Origin of the sequence: Shewanella sp. SR43-4, assembly GCF_014163845.1 — a bacterium.
GTDB lineage: Bacteria > Pseudomonadota > Gammaproteobacteria > Enterobacterales > Shewanellaceae > Shewanella > Shewanella vesiculosa.
This window is the reverse complement of sequence record NZ_JACJEB010000028.1, coordinates 1-15,816: the sequence shown is the minus strand read 5'-3', so window position 1 is coordinate 15,816 and position 15,816 is coordinate 1. Positions and strand designations below refer to the sequence as shown.

At 43.4% G+C, this 15,816-nt stretch carries 13 protein-coding genes; all 13 read left to right on the top strand.

Annotated elements, in window-relative coordinates:
- Positions 1-70: hypothetical protein (locus H5123_RS20880; RefSeq protein ID WP_198552046.1), on the top strand; the 70-nt coding region annotated here is incomplete at its 5' end.
- Between the two features lie 268 nt (positions 71-338).
- On the top strand, positions 339-710 hold the full coding sequence (gene secE, locus H5123_RS19725) for a preprotein translocase subunit SecE (protein ID WP_011635627.1): 372 nt from the start codon (positions 339-341) through the stop codon (positions 708-710).
- A gap of 10 nt (positions 711-720) precedes the next feature.
- On the top strand, positions 721-1,272 hold the full coding sequence (gene nusG / locus H5123_RS19720; RefSeq protein WP_124017699.1) for a transcription termination/antitermination protein NusG: 552 nt from the start codon (positions 721-723) through the stop codon (positions 1,270-1,272).
- Positions 1,273-1,400: 128 nt separating this feature from the next.
- On the top strand, positions 1,401-1,829 hold the full coding sequence (rplK, locus tag H5123_RS19715) for a 50S ribosomal protein L11 (RefSeq protein ID WP_124017698.1): 429 nt from the start codon (positions 1,401-1,403) through the stop codon (positions 1,827-1,829).
- 4 nt (positions 1,830-1,833) lie between these two features.
- Positions 1,834-2,535, top strand: a complete 702-nt coding sequence (gene rplA / locus H5123_RS19710; RefSeq protein WP_124017697.1) for a 50S ribosomal protein L1 — start codon at positions 1,834-1,836, stop codon at positions 2,533-2,535.
- 274 nt (positions 2,536-2,809) lie between these two features.
- The gene (gene rplJ, locus H5123_RS19705) at positions 2,810-3,310 is read left to right on the top strand and encodes a 50S ribosomal protein L10 (RefSeq protein WP_124017696.1); all 501 of its coding nucleotides are present in this window, start codon (positions 2,810-2,812) and stop codon (positions 3,308-3,310) included.
- Between the two features lie 54 nt (positions 3,311-3,364).
- Entirely contained in the window at positions 3,365-3,730 is a 366-nt protein-coding gene (gene rplL / locus H5123_RS19700) for a 50S ribosomal protein L7/L12 (protein ID WP_124017695.1), read from the top strand.
- 234 nt (positions 3,731-3,964) lie between these two features.
- On the top strand, positions 3,965-7,996 hold the full coding sequence (gene rpoB, locus H5123_RS19695; protein WP_124017694.1) for a DNA-directed RNA polymerase subunit beta: 4,032 nt from the start codon (positions 3,965-3,967) through the stop codon (positions 7,994-7,996).
- Between the two features lie 82 nt (positions 7,997-8,078).
- Positions 8,079-12,305: a DNA-directed RNA polymerase subunit beta' gene (rpoC, locus tag H5123_RS19690; protein ID WP_124017693.1), complete on the top strand. Its 4,227-nt coding sequence runs from the start codon at positions 8,079-8,081 to the stop codon at positions 12,303-12,305.
- A gap of 177 nt (positions 12,306-12,482) precedes the next feature.
- The gene (gene rpsL, locus H5123_RS19685; RefSeq protein ID WP_101033703.1) at positions 12,483-12,857 is read left to right on the top strand and encodes a 30S ribosomal protein S12; all 375 of its coding nucleotides are present in this window, start codon (positions 12,483-12,485) and stop codon (positions 12,855-12,857) included.
- An 82-nt stretch (positions 12,858-12,939) separates the two neighbouring features.
- Positions 12,940-13,410 (top strand): 30S ribosomal protein S7, encoded by a 471-nt coding sequence (gene rpsG / locus H5123_RS19680; RefSeq protein ID WP_011635636.1) that lies wholly within the window; start codon positions 12,940-12,942, stop codon positions 13,408-13,410.
- Positions 13,411-13,489: 79 nt separating this feature from the next.
- Complete coding sequence (fusA, locus tag H5123_RS19675; RefSeq protein ID WP_124017692.1) at positions 13,490-15,586, top strand: elongation factor G; 2,097 nt, start codon at positions 13,490-13,492, stop codon at positions 15,584-15,586.
- A gap of 69 nt (positions 15,587-15,655) precedes the next feature.
- Positions 15,656-15,816, top strand: a 161-nt coding sequence (locus tag H5123_RS19670) for a GTP-binding protein (RefSeq protein WP_310736155.1), incomplete at its 3' end; no start/stop codon positions are given.

The following is a 15,816-nucleotide window of genomic DNA, read 5'->3' as shown; positions in this document are numbered from 1 at the left end:
TTTACGTTTCGCTATCCGTGAAGGTGGCCGTACAGTTGGTGCAGGTGTTGTAGCTAAAATCATCGCGTAATAGCGACTTTAGTGAACACTAAAAAAGGAAGCTTAGGCTTCCTTTTTTATTTTTAGGGTAAAGTTAGCAATAAAAATCGATTTTTTGATTGATTTGTTAATCTTACTTTACCTGTATTGTTGCGAACAAAGCTGAATAAGAATACAATCTATGGCCGATTTTTGACCCTGTGCTTATGCATTTTCCGGGAAAGTTCGGAAATGTGGATTTGGTGAATATGTTGTTTACCAAGCTAAGCCCAGGTCGTAGTGAGTAACGGAATTAACCGATGACAACAAATACTGAAAACCAGAGTAATTCTTTGGATATCGTTAAGTGGGGCATAGCAGCATTGCTTATTGCTACTGCTGTTATAGGCAATCAATTTTATGCAGATGCTAATGTTGTAGCTCGTGTTGCTGGGGTAATTATTGCCTTTGCTATTGCAGGTATCATTGCACTGCAGACAAGTAAGGGAAAGCAGGCGCAATCTTTTGCTCGTGAAGCACATATTGAAGTGCGCAAAGTCGTTTGGCCAACTCGCCAAGAGGCGCTAAACACTACCTTTATTGTACTTGCAGCTACTGCAGTAATGGCATTAATCCTTTGGGGATTAGATGCTATATTGTTACGAGTAGTCAATTTAATTACTGGCGTATAGGCATCTGAAAATGACTGAAGTTACAGAAGCGAAAAAAAGATGGTATGTGATCCAAGCCTTTTCAGGCTATGAAGGCCGTGTGCTTAAAACACTGCTAGAACATATCAAAATGCATAACATGGAAGCATACTTTGGTGAGATTTTAGTTCCTACTGAAGAAGTTGTTGAAATGCGTGCAGGTCAACGCCGTAAAAGTGAACGCAAATTTTTCCCTGGTTATGTATTGGTCCAGATGGAAATGAACGATGACAGCTGGCACTTAGTCAAAAGCATTCCACGTGTAATGGGCTTTATCGGTGGAACATCGGATCGCCCTGCACCGATTTCTGACAAAGAAGCTGATGCAATTCTTCAGCGTCTACAAGATACTGTTGAGTCTCCAACTCATCGTATTATGTATGAGCCTGGTGAAGTGGTTCGCGTTTGTGACGGTCCATTTGCTGACTTTAACGGTACAATCGAAGAAGTCGATTATGAAAAGAACCGTATTAAAGTTTCGGTGATGATTTTCGGTCGTTCAACACCAGTAGAACTCGATTTTAATCAAGTCGAAAAGAGCTGATTAAAATAACTACAAATATATATTGTTTGCGGGTGCGTATTTTTATATAATTCGCACCCGTTGTTTTCAGGGGAGCGTATTGGCATGTCGCCAAGATGCGTTTGAACCCAAATAGAGGAAATGTCGACATGGCAAAGAAAATTGAAGCTTATATCAAGCTACAAGTAGCAGCCGGTGCTGCAAACCCGTCTCCACCAGTTGGACCTGCTTTAGGTCAAAAAGGTGTGAACATCATGGAATTCTGTAAAGCATTCAACGCTCGTACTGAAAAGTTCGAAAAAGGTATGCCGATTCCTGTTGTTATCACTGTATATAACGACCGTTCTTTCACTTTTGAAACTAAGACTCCACCTGCATCTTTCTTATTGCTTAAAGCAGTAGGTCTGAAATCAGGTTCTGGCCGTCCTAATACTCAAAAAGTAGGTACTATTAAGCGTAGCGCAGTTCAGGAAATTGCTGAATCTAAAGCCGCTGATATGACTGGTGCTGATATTGAAGCGATGACTCGCTCAATTGAAGGTACTGCACGTTCAATGGGTTTGGTAGTAGAGGACTAATATAATGGCAAAGCTAACTAAGCGCGCTCGCGTTATCCGCGAAAAAGTTGATGCAACAAAATTGTATGACATCAGCGAAGCTGTAGTACTTTTACAAGAATTAGCGACTGCTAAGTTTGTTGAAAGTGTTGATGTAGCTGTTAATCTAGGCATCGATCCTCGTAAATCAGATCAAAACGTGCGTGGTGCTACTGTACTTCCACATGGTACTGGTCGTGATGTTCGTGTTGCTGTATTCACACAAGGTGCAAACGCTGAAGCTGCTATCGCTGCTGGCGCAGAACTTGTTGGTATGGAAGATTTAGCTGAAAAAGTTAAAGCTGGCGAAATGAACTTCGACGTGGTTATCGCATCTCCAGATGCAATGCGCGTTGTTGGTATGTTAGGTCAAATTTTAGGCCCTCGTGGTTTAATGCCTAACCCTAAAACTGGTACAGTAACGCCAAACGTTGCTGAAGCAGTTAAGAATGCCAAAGCAGGTCAAGTTCGTTACAGAAACGACAAAAATGGTATTATCCACACAACTATCGGTAAAGTTACATTCACTACTGAACAGTTGAAAGAAAACTTAGAATCGTTAGTGTCAGCACTGAAAAAGGCTAAGCCTGCAGTTGCTAAAGGCATTTACGTGAAAAAGATTAGCATCTCTACCACTATGGGTGCAGGTGTAGCTATCGACCAGGGTTCTCTGGACGAAGTTAAGTAATATACAAAGCGCGCGTATTAGTCTATAATGCGCGCACTTTGTGGGTTGAAGCCGCTTTTATACATAAGTGAATCACTTTTTGTATATTAGAGTCGGTTTCCGTCCAAGACCGCAGGTGTTAATCGTAAGGTTAACTTAATTTCCAGCGTAGACGGTGTCAGGCCCCAGCTAAATTTTTTTACTGGAAAATCTGCACCGTAAGTAACTAAACACATTTGTGTTTAGTTTGGTAAATTCTAGGGAATTCCCTAGGTAGAATCCAGGAGTAAAGCCAATGGCATTAAGACTCGAAGACAAACAGGCAATTGTGGCTGAAGTCAACGAAGCTGCCAAAGGTGCACTTTCTGCAGTTGTTGCCGATTCACGTGGCGTAACTGTAGGTGCTATGACCGGTCTGCGTAAAGCTGCTCGCGAAAATGGTGTGTTTGTACGTGTAGTACGTAACACTCTTGCTCGTCGTGCAGTTCAAGGTACAGCTTTTGAGTGCCTAGCAGAAACGTTCACTGGCCCAACTTTAATAGCTTTCTCTAACGAGCATCCAGGTGCTGCAGCGCGTCTTTTAAAAGACTTCGCTAAGGGTCAAGCAAAATTTGAAGTTAAAGGTGCAGCTTTCGAAGGGATGTTTATCCCTGCAGCTGATATTGATCGTTTAGCGAAACTACCAACTTACGACGAAGCACTAGCTCAGTTGATGATGACTATGAAAGAAGCATCTGCTGGCAAATTCGTACGTACATTGGCCGCCCTTCGCGATCAAAAACAAGACGCCGCTTAATTATAAGCAGGCAGCTTAATAAAATTGAATTCAGAACAATAGGAAATATTTCTAATGTCTATCACTAAAGACCAAATGTTAGAAGCTTTTGCAGCAATGTCTGTAATGGAAGTAGTTGAACTAATCGAAGCTATGGAAGAGAAATTCGGCGTTTCTGCTGCTGCTGCAGTAGTTTCAGGCGGCGGCGATGCTGTTGTTGCTGAAGAGCAAACAGAATTTGACGTAGTTCTTACTTCTCATGGCGAAAACAAAGTTGCTGTTATTAAAGCACTTCGTAGCGCTACAGGTTTAGGCCTAAAAGAAGCTAAAACTATGGCTGAATCTTCTCCAATCGCAGTTAAAGAAGCTGTGTCTAAAGAAGAAGCTGCAACTCTTAAAGCTGATCTAGAAGCCGCTGGTGCTTCTGTTGAAGTTAAGTAAGCTATAATTTAGCTTGCATCACCCAAGCAATTGGGTGAAGGCTGGCGGTTTTTTAACCGTCGGCCTTTTTTGCGCTTTATGCGCAGGCGATTTTTTTTCACCGTTTGTCGCCAGTTTTAGCAGTCCCTAGCAGAGATTACTGGTTAGGTTCTTGCCATCAACGGTGATGGGCAAACGTGCTGATTTAATTAAATTATTTCAGTCTTGGTCACATCTCGTAAGCAGAGGAAACCCATGGTTTACTCCTATTCTGAAAAGAAGCGTATTCGCAAAGACTTTGGTAAGCGTCCAAAAGTTTTGGACATCCCTTATTTATTGTCTATCCAGTTAGACTCTTTTAAGAAGTTCACCGATCAAGACCCTACGGGTGAGCGTGGCTTAGAAGCTGCATTCCGTAGCGTTTTTCCTATCAAGAGCTTTTCTGGCTATTCTGAGCTGCAATATGTCAGCTACAAGCTAGGTGAGCCAGTTTTTGATGTGAAAGAATGTCAGATCCGCGGTGTTACTTATTCGGCACCACTACGCGTTAAATTACGCATGGTGTTGTTTGACCGTGAAGCTGCTGCTGGCACTGTTAAAGACATTAAAGAGCAAGAAGTCTACATGGGTGATATACCTATGATGACTAATAACGGTACTTTCGTTATTAACGGTACTGAGCGTGTAATCGTGTCTCAGTTACACCGTTCTCCAGGTGTGTTCTTTGATCATGACCGTGGTAAAACCCACTCTTCTGGTAAGGTGCTGTATAACGCACGTATTATTCCTTACCGTGGTTCATGGCTTGACTTTGAATTTGATCCTAAAGATGCTCTATTCGTTCGTATTGACCGTCGTCGTAAATTACCGGCTACTATCATTTTACGAGCGCTTGAATATTCTACTCAAGATATCCTCGATTTATTCTTTGAGCGTATCGAGTTTAAGATTAAAAAAGACTCATTAGTGATGTCACTAGTGCCTGACCGCCTACGTGGTGAAACTGCTGGCTATGACATTAAAGATGCTGAAGGCTCTTTATTAGTTGAAGCTGGTCGTCGCATCACTGCGCGTCACATTAAGCAACTTGAAAAAACCAACACGACTGAGCTAGAAGTGCCAGTAGATTATATTGTTGGTAAGTATGCTGCTCAAGACTACATCGATGAAGATACCGGTGAAGTTTTAGTGACCGCAAACAGCGAGATTACCTTAGAAGATTTAGCTAAGTTATCACTTGCTGGTATTAAGAATATTGATACTTTGTTTATCAATGATCTTGATCATGGTGCTTATATTGCTGACACATTACGCATTGATTCAACAACTAACCGCTTAGAAGCTTTAGTTGAAATCTACCGTATGATGCGTCCTGGCGAGCCACCAACCAAAGATGCTGCTGAAGGTTTATTCCAAAACCTATTCTTCAGTGAAGAACGTTATGACTTATCTAAAGTAGGTCGTATGAAGTTCAACCGTCGTCTTGAGATTGCAGAAGACGAAGGTAACGGTGTGCTGTCTAAAGAAGACATCGTATCTGTTATGAAGAAAATCATCGAAATCCGTAATGGTTATGATGAAGTCGACGATATTGACCACTTAGGTAACCGTCGTATTCGTAGCGTTGGTGAAATGGCTGAAAACCAGTTCCGTGTTGGTTTAGTCCGTGTTGAGCGTGCTGTTCGTGAGCGTCTATCTTTAGGCGATTTAAACGAGCTAATGCCACAAGACTTGATTAACGCTAAGCCAATTTCTGCGGCAGTGAAAGAATTCTTTGGTTCTTCACAATTGTCACAGTTTATGGATCAAAACAACCCGCTATCAGAAGTAACGCATAAACGTCGTATTTCTGCTCTTGGCCCAGGTGGTTTGACTCGTGAGCGTGCTGGTTTCGAAGTTCGTGACGTACATCCAACTCACTACGGTCGTTTATGTCCAATTGAGACCCCTGAAGGTCCAAACATTGGTCTAATCAACTCGTTAGCAAGTTTTGCGCGCACTAACTCTTACGGCTTCCTAGAAACACCTTACCGCAAAGTGGTTGATGGTGTGATTACTGATGATGTTGAATACTTATCAGCAATCGAAGAAGGTCGTTATGTTATTGCTCAGGCTAACATCGAAGTTGATGCTGATGGCCGTATGGCAGAAGAACAAATCGCTTGTCGTCACAAAGGTGAGTCTACCTTTATGCGCGCAGCCGATGTTCAGTATATGGACGTATCTCCACAGCAGATTATTTCTGTTGCAGCATCATTAATTCCGTTCTTAGAACACGATGATGCTAACCGCGCATTGATGGGTGCAAACATGCAACGTCAAGCAGTACCTACTTTACGTGCTGATAAGCCGTTAGTCGGAACGGGTATTGAACGTACTCTTGCTGTTGACTCTGGTGTAGTTGTAGCTGCTAAACGTGGCGGTGTGGTTGATTATGTTGATGCTAGCCGTATCGTAGTTAAAGTAAATGAAGATGAGCTACACGCAGGTGAAGCCGGTATCGACATTTACAACCTAACTAAATATACCCGTTCAAACCAAAACACCTGTATTAACCAACGTCCTTGTTGTTCTGTTGGTGAGCCAGTGGTTCGTGGCGATGTATTGGCCGATGGTCCATCTACCGATTTAGGTGATTTGGCGCTTGGTCAGAACATGCGCATCGCGTTCATGCCTTGGAACGGTTATAACTTCGAAGATTCGATCTTAATTTCTGAGCGCGTAGCGCAAGAAGATCGTTTTACTACTATCCATATTCAGGAGCTTTCTTGTATTGCTCGTGATACTAAATTGGGTAGCGAAGAAATCACTGCTGATATTCCAAACGTAGGTGAGTCTGCTTTATCTAAATTAGATGAATCAGGTATCGTTTATATTGGTGCAGAAGTGAAGGGTGGCGACATTCTTGTGGGTAAAGTGACACCTAAGGGTGAAACACAGTTAACTCCAGAAGAGAAACTACTCCGAGCTATTTTTGGTGAAAAAGCTTCTGACGTTAAGGACAGCTCATTACGTGTTCCTAACTCAGTCAAAGGCACCATCATCGACGTACAGGTATTTACCCGTGACGGCGTTGAGAAAGATAAGCGTGCGCTTGAAATTGAAGAAATGCATGTTCGCCAAGCTCGTAAAGACTTAGGTGAAGAGTTCAAGATCCTTGAAGAAGGCGTATTGGGCCGTGCACGTAACTTGTTATTGTCTGTAGGTTATTCTGAAGCTAAGTTAGCTGAGATCCCACGTAAAGACGTATTAATCCAAGTTATCGACGATGAAGCAAAACAAACTGAATTAGAGCAGTTAGCTGAACAGCATGAAGAGCTTAAAGCAGACTTCGATAAGACATTTGAAATCAAGCGTCGCAAGATCACCCAAGGTGATGACTTGGCACCTGGTGTATTGAAAATTGTTAAGGTTTACCTTGCAGTTAAACGTACTATCCAGCCTGGTGACAAGATGGCTGGTCGTCACGGTAACAAAGGTGTTATCTCGAAGATTTGTCCTGTTGAAGACATGCCATACGATGAAGAAGGTAATCCTGTAGACATCGTACTTAACCCATTGGGCGTACCTTCGCGTATGAACATCGGTCAGGTACTTGAAGTCCACATGGGCGCAGCAGCTAAGGGTATCGGTAATAAAATTACTGCTATGCTTGAAGAGCAGCGTGAAATTGCCGAACTTCGTGGTTACATCAAACAAGTTTATGAATTAGGTGATGACGTGCTTCAACGCGTTGATATCGATTCGTTTACTGATGATGAAGTTGTGCGCTTGGCTACCAACCTTAAAGGTGGTATTCCAATTGCTACACCAGCATTCGACGGTGCTAAAGAGAAAGAGATCAAGCAAATGCTTGCTCTTGCAGGCTTACCTGAGTCTGGCCAGTTGACATTATGTGACGGCCGTACCGGTAACGAATTTGAGCGTAAAGTAACCGTTGGTTACATGTATATGCTTAAATTGAACCACTTAGTTGATGACAAGATGCACGCTCGTTCTACGGGTTCGTACAGCTTAGTGACTCAACAACCATTGGGCGGTAAAGCTCAATTTGGTGGTCAGCGTTTCGGTGAGATGGAAGTGTGGGCACTTGAAGCATATGGTGCTGCTTATACTCTACAAGAAATGCTAACAGTTAAATCAGATGACGTTAACGGTCGTACTCAGATGTATAAAAACATCGTCGACGGTAACCATCAGATGCAACCTGGCATGCCTGAGTCTTTCAACGTATTGTTGAAGGAAATTCGTTCACTTGGTATTAATATCGAGTTGGACCAAGAGTAAGCATCGCACTTAAGCAATGTTTGGTAACCAAGGGTGCTTTGCAGCAGCAAAGCACCTGGTTTAACTCCTTCAGGAGAGAAACGTGAAAGACTTATTAAAGTTTCTTAAACAGCAAAGTAAGACTGAAGAATTTAACGGTATTAAAATTGGTTTGGCCTCGCCAGATCTAATCCGTTCTTGGTCTTTTGGTGAAGTAAAGAAGCCAGAAACCATTAACTACCGTACATTCAAGCCTGAACGTGAAGGTTTGTTTTGTGCGCGTATCTTTGGTCCGGTTAAAGATTACGAATGTTTGTGTGGTAAATACAAGCGTTTGAAGCACCGTGGTGTTATTTGTGAAAAGTGTGGCGTAGAAGTTACCCAGACTAAAGTGCGTCGTGAGCGCATGGGTCACATTGATCTGGCTAGTCCAGTTGCCCACATTTGGTTCTTAAAATCACTTCCGTCACGTATTGGCTTAATGCTAGATATGACGTTGCGTGATATTGAACGCGTACTGTATTTCGAATCATTTGTTGTTATCGAGCCTGGTATGACCACGCTTGAGCGCGGCCAAATGCTGACCGAAGAAACGTATCTTGATGCGTTAGAAGAATACGGTGACGAGTTTGAAGCTAAAATGGGTGCTGAAGCAGTTCTTGAATTGCTACGTGCTATCAATTTAGCTGAACAGATCGAGCAAATGCGTGAAGAGTTGCCTTCAATTAACTCTGAAACCCGTCGTAAAAAGGTGACTAAACGCCTTAAATTGATGGAAGCATTCTTCACTTCTGGCAACAAGCCAGAGTGGATGATCTTAAAAGTATTACCGGTTCTTCCACCTGATCTACGTCCATTAGTGCCGTTAGATGGTGGTCGTTTCGCGACATCAGATCTTAACGATCTTTACCGTCGTGTGATTAACCGTAATAACCGCTTAAAGCGTCTGTTAGATTTAGCTGCGCCTGACATTATTGTACGTAACGAAAAACGTATGTTACAAGAGTCAGTTGATGCGCTATTAGATAACGGTCGTCGCGGTCGTGCTATTACCGGTTCTAACAAGCGTCCGCTTAAATCTCTTGCTGATATGATCAAGGGTAAGCAAGGTCGTTTCCGTCAGAACTTACTTGGTAAGCGTGTTGACTATTCAGGCCGTTCGGTAATTACCGTAGGTCCTACTTTACGTCTGCATCAGTGTGGTCTTCCTAAGAAGATGGCGCTTGAGCTATTCAAACCATTTATTTACGGCAAGTTAGAAGCGCGTGGTTTAGCGACGACTATTAAAGCTGCTAAGAAAATGGTTGAACGCGAACAGGCTGAAGTATGGGATGTGCTAGACGAAGTGATTCGTGAACATCCAGTAATGCTTAACCGTGCACCAACACTTCACAGACTAGGTATTCAAGCATTTGAACCTGTACTGATTGAAGGTAAAGCAATTCAATTGCATCCGTTAGTTTGTGCGGCATACAACGCCGACTTCGACGGTGACCAAATGGCTGTTCACGTACCATTAACGCTTGAAGCTCAGTTAGAAGCTCGTGCGCTAATGATGTCAACCAACAACATTTTGTCACCTGCTAACGGTGAGCCAGTAATTACGCCGTCTCAGGACGTTGTATTAGGTTTGTACTACACCAGCCGTGAATGTATTAACGGTCGCGGTGAAGGTATGGCATTCGCTGATGTGTCAGAAGTAGAAAAAGCCTACGCTACTGGTGTTGCTGAACTACATGCTCGCGTTAAAGTGCGTATTACCGAAACCAACATCGCAGAAGATGGCGAAAGAACTAAAGCAACTCGTATCATTGATACGACTGTTGGTCGTGCTCTTTTATCATTAATTTTGCCTGAAGGCTTATCGTATGATTTGGTTAACCAAAACATGGGTAAGAAACAGATTTCTAAGCTGTTGAACACTTGTTATCGTCAACTAGGTCTTAAAGATACTGTTATCTTTGCTGACCAATTGATGTATACCGGTTTCCGTTTTGCAACCATTTCTGGTGCCTCTGTTGGTATCGATGACATGGTTATTCCTGACGAGAAATACACCTTAGTTGCAGACGCTGAAGCTGAAGTGCTTGAAATTCAAGAGCAGTTCCAGTCAGGTCTTGTAACAGCTGGTGAGCGTTACAACAAAGTAATCGATATCTGGGCAAGCGCGAACGAAAAAGTCTCTAAAGCCATGATGGAAAACTTGTCTACTGAGACAGTGATTAACCGTGATGGTGTACCTGAGCAACAAGCTTCGTTTAACAGCATCTATATGATGGCTGACTCAGGTGCTCGTGGTAGTGCTGCACAGATCCGTCAGCTAGCAGGTATGCGTGGTTTGATGGCTAAGCCAGATGGCTCAATCATCGAAACACCAATTACGGCTAACTTCCGTGAAGGTCTAAACGTACTTCAGTACTTTATTTCTACTCACGGTGCGCGTAAAGGTCTTGCCGATACAGCATTGAAGACAGCTAACTCGGGTTACTTGACTCGTCGTTTAGTAGACGTTGCACAAGACTTAGTTGTTATTGAAGATGACTGTGGTGTTGAGCATGGTCTAACAATGAAACCGCTTATTGAAGGTGGTGATGTTGTTGAGCCATTACGTGAACGTGTTCTAGGTCGTGTGGTTGCGCTTGACGTAATGAAGCCAGGTACAGATGAAGTGCTTGCTCCACGCAACACACTTCTTGATGAAGCATGGTGTAATACGTTAGAAGAACACAGTATCGACGAAGTCATTGTACGTTCTGTTATTACCTGTGACACAGACTTTGGTGTGTGTGCGGCATGTTACGGTCGTGACTTGGCTCGTGGTCATATTATTAACCACGGTGAAGCGATTGGTGTTGTTGCGGCGCAGTCTATTGGTGAACCTGGTACACAGTTAACCATGCGTACGTTCCACATTGGTGGTGCGGCATCTCGAGCTTCTGCAGAAAACAACGTTCAAGTTAAGAACGCGGGTTCTCTGAAGTTACACAATGCTAAGCATGTTTCAAATATCGACGGTAAGCTTGTAATTGTTTCTCGTTCTTCTGAGATAGCTATCATCGATGAGCTAGGTCGTGAGAAAGAGCGCTATAAAGTACCTTACGGTACCGTATTAGAGAAATTGGAAGAAAGTGAAGTTGCAGCTGGCGAAATCATCGCAAACTGGGATCCACATACTCACCCAATTATTTCTGAAGTTGCCGGTAGCGTGAAGTTCGTTGACATGATCGATGGCGTAACTATGACTCGCCAAACTGACGAGTTAACGGGTTTATCTTCTGTTGTGGTGCTCGATGTTGGTGCGCGTACTTCAGCCGGTAAAGAATTGCGTCCAGCTATTCGCTTAGTGGATGCCAATGGTAACGACTTAATGATCCCTGGTACTGAAGTACCAGCTCAATACTTCTTACCGGGTAACGCGATTGTGTCGAAAGACGATAACGCGAAAATCAACGTTGGTGATCCATTAGCACGTATTCCACAAGAATCGTCTAAAACTCGTGACATCACCGGTGGTCTACCACGTGTTGCTGACTTATTCGAAGCGCGTAAGCCGAAAGAGCCTGCAATTCTTGCAGAAATCTCAGGTACTATCTCGTTCGGTAAGGAAACTAAAGGTAAGCGTCGTCTAGTGATTACGCCAGCCGATGGTAGTGATCACTATGAAGAGATGATCCCTAAGTGGCGTAACTTAAACGTGTTCGAAGGTGAAAAAGTCGAACGTGGTGAAGTTATAGCAGACGGCCCAGAAGCGGCACACGACATTCTTCGTCTTCGTGGTATCCACAACGTAGCAAACTACATTGTGAACGAAGTACAAGATGTTTACCGTCTACAGGGCGTTAAGATCAACGATAAGCACATCGAAGTTATCATTCGTCAAATGTTACGTAAGTGTTTGATCACTTCAACAGGCGACACTGAATTCTTAGAAGGTGAGCAAGCAGAAGTTTCACGCGTGAAGATTGCTAACCGTGAGTTAATCGCTCAAGGTAAAACACCTGCAACGTTTGAACGTGAATTACTCGGTATTACCAAAGCGTCTTTGGCTACTGAATCATTCATTTCTGCAGCATCGTTCCAGGAAACCACTCGTGTGTTAACTGAAGCGGCCGTTGGCGGTAAGAGCGATCCATTACGTGGTCTTAAAGAAAACGTAATCGTTGGTCGTTTGATCCCAGCTGGTACTGGTTATGCTTATCACAAGACCCGTAACGAAGAACGCGCTAAAGTGTTAAGTTCTCGTGGCAAAGTAGCAGCTACAACTGTTACTGCAAGCGAAGCTGAACAGAACCTAGCAGATCTACTAAACTTGGCCGGCGGCCAAGATTAAGTTAGTTTTTTGTTAAAAAAAGGCGCCATTGGCGCCTTTTTTATTGGAATTTGCATGAAAAGTTGGCTATTTCTTGACAGATTGCCATTACCTTTCTAAAATTCCGCGTCCCACCATTGTGGGATATAGATTTTTCACACCTAATTGTTGAGCTTGAATCAACTGTCGGAGCTATACATGGCAACTGTTAACCAGTTGGTACGTAAGCCACGCGCGCCAAAAGTCGAAAAGACTAATGTGCCTGCGTTGAACGCGTGCCCACAAAAACGTGGTGTTTGTACTCGTGTGTACACTACAACACCTAAAAAACCTAACTCTGCACTACGTAAAGTAGCTCGTGTGCGCTTAACTAACGGTTTCGAAGTAACTTCGTATATCGGCGGTGAAGGCCATAACTTGCAAGAGCACAGTGTAATCCTAATCCGTGGTGGTCGTGTTAAAGACTTACCAGGTGTGCGTTACCACACTGTTCGTGGCGCATTAGACTGTGCTGGCGTGACTTCACGTCGCCAAGGCCGTTCTAAGTACGGTGCTAAGCGTCCTAAGTCTTAACGTATCCCGTTTAAGTAAGGCCAAGCTAGTATTTATTTGACATTCCAGTTTTGGAAATACCTGAAGCATACGGAGAATTAATATGCCAAGACGTCGCGTTGTAGGACAACGTAAAATCCTACCAGATCCAAAGTTTCACAGTGAGTTGTTGGCTAAGTTCATCAACGTCATCATGCAGGACGGCAAAAAGTCGACTGCAGAAAAAATCATTTACAAGGCACTAGATGTTGTCGCTGAAAAGAAAAGCGAAAATCATTTAAGTATCCTTGAAGCAGCTCTTGATAACGTTCGCCCATCAGTCGAAGTTAAATCTCGTCGCGTTGGTGGTTCTACTTATCAAGTACCATGTGAAGTTCGTCCAGTGCGTCGTAACGCACTAGCGATGCGCTGGTTAGTTGAAGCTGCTCGCAAACGTGGTGAAAAATCTATGGCTTTACGTCTAGCAGGTGAAATGCTAGATGCGTCTGAAAACAAAGGTACTGCGGTTAAGAAGCGTGAAGACGTGCATCGCATGGCTGAAGCTAACAAAGCCTTTGCTCATTACCGTTGGTAATATGATGGAGCGGACTTCGGTCCGCTCCATATTGTTGATATTGCTAAAACCAAAAGTTTTAGCTGAGAGGGTATAAATAGTGGCTCGTATAACCCCAATTGAGCGTTATCGAAATATCGGTATTGTTGCTCATGTGGATGCAGGTAAAACTACCACAACAGAACGTGTTCTGTTCTATACCGGTATGTCTCATAAAATCGGCGAGGTGCATGACGGCGCAGCCACGACAGATTGGATGGTACAAGAGCAAGAGCGTGGTATAACTATCACCTCTGCTGCAGTAACAACTTTTTGGCGCGGTATGGAAGCTCAGTTCACTGAACACCGTATTAATATCATCGATACCCCAGGTCACGTAGACTTCACCATTGAAGTCGAGCGTTCATTACGTGTTCTCGATGGCGCTGTAGTAGTATTCTGCGGCTCGTCAGGCGTTGAACCACAATCTGAAACCGTATGGCGTCAAGCTGATAAATACCACGTTCCGCGTCTGGTATTTGTTAATAAGATGGACCGTGCAGGTGCAGATTTCGACCGTGTAATAAATCAAATTCGTAATCGCCTTGGTGCGACTTGTGTACCAATTCATTTAAATATTGGTGCAGAAGAGAACTTCAAGGGTGTTATTGATTTAATTAAGATGAAAGCCATTAACTGGTCTGAAATAGATCAGGGGATGACATTCACTTATGAAGACATTCCTGCAAATCTAGCAGCAAAAGCGGCAGAGATGCATGAGTATCTCGTGGAAGCAGCAGCTGAAGCCTCTGATGAACTGATGAACAAGTACCTTGAAGAAGGTGAGTTATCAGAAGTCGAGATCAAAACAGCGTTGCGTCAGCGCACAATTAACAATGAGATCGTATTAGCAACTTGTGGTTCTGCATTTAAGAACAAAGGTGTGCAAGCGGTTCTCGATGCGGTAGTTGACTTCTTACCAGCGCCTAATGATGTACCTGCAATTACCGGTATTGATGACAGCGAAAACGAAGTTAAACGCCCACCCGATGATAATGCCCCTTTTGCGGCCTTAGCATTTAAAATTGCGACTGATCCATTTGTTGGTACACTGACCTTTATCCGCGTGTATTCAGGTGTGCTTGAATCAGGTTCTGGTGTTTATAATTCTGTTAAGCAGAAACGTGAGCGAGTAGGGCGTATTGTGCAAATGCACGCAAACGACCGAACAGAACTGAAAGAAGTACGTGCTGGTGATATAGCGGCTGCTATCGGTCTTAAAGATGTAACAACCGGTGATACTCTCTGCGATAATGATCACAGAGTGATTCTTGAGCGCATGGAGTTCCCTGAACCTGTAATTACCATTGCTGTTGAGCCTCGTTCAAAAGCCGACCAAGATAAAATGGGGATTGCGCTGCAAAAATTAGCAGCGGAAGATCCATCATTCAAAGTTGAGACTGATGACGAATCGGCACAAACACTGATATCTGGTATGGGCGAATTACACTTAGACATTATCGTTGACCGTATGCGTCGCGAGTTTGGTGTAGAGTGTAACGTAGGTAAACCACAGGTAGCCTACCGTGAAACAATTCGTTCTAAAGTTGAAGTGGAAGGTAAGTTCATACGTCAATCTGGCGGACGTGGTCAATTTGGTCATGTTTGGTTAAGAATTGAACCTCTCGAAGAGGGTTCTGGCTATGAATTTGTTAACGAAATAGTAGGCGGTGTAGTTCCTCGTGAATTCATTCCTGCCGTTGATAAAGGTATTCAAGAACAGATGAAAAACGGCGTTTTAGCCGGCTATCCTGTACTTGACGTGAAAGTCAGTTTATTTGATGGTTCATATCATGATGTGGACTCGAACGAAATGGCATTCAAAATTGCAGGTTCTATGGGCTTTAAACAGGGGGCGCTTGAAGCGTCTCCGGTGTTGCTCGAACCTTGTATGAAAGTAGAAGTGACTACACCTGAAAATTATATGGGCGACGTAGTGGGTGATTTAAACCGCCGTCGTGGCATAATCGAAGGTATGGACGATGGCATCGCAGGTGTTAAACTTGTCCACGCAGTAGTGCCTCTATCTGAAATGTTTGGTTATGCAACTGATTTGCGCTCTGCATCTCAGGGTCGTGCTTCATACTCTATGGAGTTCTTGAAGTACGCAGATGCACCGCAAAACATTGCAAAAGCGATTATAGAATCTCGTAACTAATATTGGTTACGGCATCAATGTTATATTGCTCGAATTAATCGAGCACTTCTGAAAAGAAAGGAATATATCGTGGCAAAAGCTAAATTTGAACGTATTAAGCCTCACGTAAACGTGGGCACCATCGGTCACGTTGACCATGGTAAAACAACTTTAACAGCAGCAATCTCTGCCGTTTTGTCTAAAACTTATGGTGGTGAAGTTAAAAACTTCGCTCAAATCGATAACGCTCC